3 protein-coding genes are annotated in these 2,481 nt (G+C 74.4%); 2 read left to right on the top strand and 1 reads right to left on the bottom strand.

Going from position 1 to position 2,481, the window contains the following annotated elements:
* Positions 1 to 52 precede the first annotated feature (52 nt).
* Positions 53 to 292, bottom strand: a complete 240-nt coding sequence (locus ACSNOH_RS34450) for a hypothetical protein (RefSeq protein ID WP_436725386.1) — start codon at positions 290 to 292, stop codon at positions 53 to 55.
* Between the two features lie 188 nt (positions 293 to 480).
* Between ACSNOH_RS34450 and ACSNOH_RS34445 the strand changes: the two genes are divergently transcribed.
* Both ACSNOH_RS34445 and ACSNOH_RS34440 read left to right on the top strand, forming a co-directional pair.
* Positions 481 to 1,749 carry a sensor histidine kinase gene (locus ACSNOH_RS34445; RefSeq protein WP_436725387.1) on the top strand — a complete coding sequence of 423 codons (1,269 nt, stop codon included), beginning with the start codon at positions 481 to 483 and terminating at the stop codon, positions 1,747 to 1,749.
* Positions 1,746 to 2,481 (top strand): response regulator (locus ACSNOH_RS34440; protein WP_436725385.1); only part of this gene is annotated, 736 nt, incomplete at its 3' end. The genes ACSNOH_RS34445 and ACSNOH_RS34440, both read left to right, overlap by 4 nt.

Here is a 2,481-nt window from a genome sequence, read left to right as displayed (position 1 = left end):
CCACCCCGCCCCGCCCTGCGGTCGCCCACGCCGGCCTCGTGTGCGCGGCCGGTTATATAGGGGTCCGGTCGCCGGAGCCGGCGCGGGGCCGGCTGCCCGCCTTGTCGGAGGCTATGAGCATGCTCACGCCGAGGACGGCGAGCACGATGCTCGCGTAGATCTCGTAACCGTCGAGGAAGCCGAGGTGGCGCACCACGACCCCGTACCGGAACCAGCCGGTGAGGGCGTGGACGATGCCGCCCAGGCCCTGCAGCGCGAGGATGAACCCGAGGATCTCGAACGTCTTCTTCATGCCTGCCATGCTCGGGCCGCCGCCCGGCCCCGGTCATCGCCCGGAAGGCTGCGTCAGCACCGACCGAAGCAGCGTTCCGCAGCCCCCGCAGCATCCAAAGTCTCGTCCTCCACGACTTTGGTACACGACCGCTGTCCGGCACCCCCGCCGCCTCCTCCGGGTCAGTAAATTGGCTGTTCATGGACGGGATGGCAGAAGCGATGACGGAGGAGCGGCCGCGCTCGGCGCGCAGCTTGCGCGACTGGTGCGTGGACATCCTCTGCCTCGCGCTCGCGGCCGTGATCGGCATCCTGTCCGCCGACGCCCTGGGCCGGGCCCCGGATGTCTCGGAGGCGCTGCTCCTCGCCGACCAGGTCGTGGGCGCCCTCGCCTGCGTCGCCCTGTGGATGCGCCGCCGGTGGCCGGTGCCCCTGGCCGTGACCCTCGTCGTGGTCAGCACGGTGGTGCCCCCGGCCTCCGGAGCCATGCTGGTGGCGGTGTTCACCGTGGCGGTGCACCGGCCGTTCCGGACCGCGGCCGCCGTCGGAGGGCTCGCCCTGCTCAGCGAGCCCCTTCAGGCAGCCGTCCGCCCCGACCCCGACCTGCCCTTCCTCGCCGCGACGGCCACGGGCGTGCTGCTGGTCTCCACCGTCATCGGCTGGGGCATGTTCGTCCGGTCCCGGCGCCAGCTGGTCCTGTCGCTGCGCGAGCGCGCCCGGCGCGCCGAGTCCGAGGCCCGGCTCCGCGCCGAGCGGGCCCAGCGCCTCGCCAGAGAACGCATCGCCCGCGAGATGCACGACGTCCTCGCGCACCGGCTGTCACTGCTGTGCGTGCACGCGGGCGCGCTGGAGTTCCGGCCGGACGCGCCGCCCGCGGAGGTCGCCCGGGCCGCCGGGGTGATCCGCGACAGCGCCCACCAGGCTCTGGAAGAGCTGCGCGAGGTGATCGGGGTGCTACGCGCCCCCGGCGCGGACGGCGGCGGCGACCGCCCGCAGCCCACGCTGGCGGCGCTGGAGGAGCTGGTGGAGGAGTCCCGGCAGGCGGGCATGGAGGTGCTGCTCGACCAGCGCGTGACCGACGCCGCCACGGTGCCGGACGCCACGGGCCGCACGGTGTACCGGATCGTTCAGGAGGCACTGACCAATGCCCGTAAGCACGCCGGAGGAGCCGAGGTGAGCGTCCGGGTGGAGGGCTCCCCGGAGGCGGGCCTGACGGTGGAGGTCACCAACCCGCCGGTCGGCAAGCCCGCCGCATCAGGCAAGCCTGCCGAGCCGGGTGAACGGGGCACGGAAGACGGACCGAGCGAGCGCGGCGGGACGGACGGGGCTGCTGCACGGAGCGGCGCCTCCGTGCCCGGTTCCGGGCAGGGCCTCATCGGGCTGACCGAGCGTGCCGCCCTCGCAGGCGGCCGCTGTTCGCACGGCCCGACCCCCGACGGCGGCTTCCGCGTCCACGGCTGGCTACCGTGGCGGCCATGAACGCCCCGCAGCACCCGCACGGCCCCGGGCATCCCCAGCACCCGGCAGCCCCGGGCGAGCCCGGCTCGCCGCACGTCCCGCCGATCCGGGTCCTGCTCGTCGACGACGACCCGCTGGTGCGCGCCGGCCTGTCGTTCATGCTGGGCGGCCTGCCCGACATCCGCATCGTCGGCGAGGCCGCTGACGGCACGGAGGTGGCCGCGCTCGTCGACCAGCACACGCCGGACGTCATCCTGATGGACATCCGCATGCCGGCCATGGACGGCCTGGCCGCGACCGAGGAGCTGCGCCGCCGCGAGCAGGCCCCGGAGGTCATCGTCCTGACCACGTTCCACGCCGACGAGCAGGTGCTGCGGGCCCTGCGCGCCGGGGCGGCGGGCTTCGTCCTCAAGGACACCCCGCCGGCCGAGATCGTCGCGGCGGTGCGCCGCGTGGCGGCGGGAGAGCCGGTCCTCTCCCCCGCCGTGACGCAGCAGCTGATCACCCGGGTCACGGGCCATGAGCAGAAGCAGGAGCGGGACACCCGGGAAGACCGGGCCCGGGCGCGGCTGGCCCTGCTCAACGACCGGGAGCGGGCCGTCGCCGTGGCGGTGGGCCGCGGGCAGTCCAACGCGGAGATCGCCCGCGCGCTCTATCTGAGCGTGGCCACGGTCAAGACGCACGTCTCGCGCATCCTCACCAAGCTTGACCTCAACAACCGGGTCCAGATCGCCCTGCTCGTCCATGACGCGG

This window comes from Streptomyces sp. URMC 127, from assembly GCF_051386535.1.
In the GTDB taxonomy this organism is placed as follows: Bacteria; Actinomycetota; Actinomycetes; order Streptomycetales; family Streptomycetaceae; genus Streptomyces.
The sequence above is the reverse complement of the archived record's forward strand: the minus strand, read 5'-3'. Positions and strand labels throughout refer to the sequence as shown.

What these genes read in the sequence shown, in the direction of transcription:
- ACSNOH_RS34445 (WP_436725387.1), top strand. Translation starts at nt 481, where the DNA reads ATGGCAGAAGCGATGACGGAGGAGCGGCCGCGCTCGGCGCGCAGCTTG.
- ACSNOH_RS34450 (WP_436725386.1), bottom strand. Translation starts at nt 292, where the DNA reads ATGAAGAAGACGTTCGAGATCCTCGGGTTCATCCTCGCGCTGCAGGGC.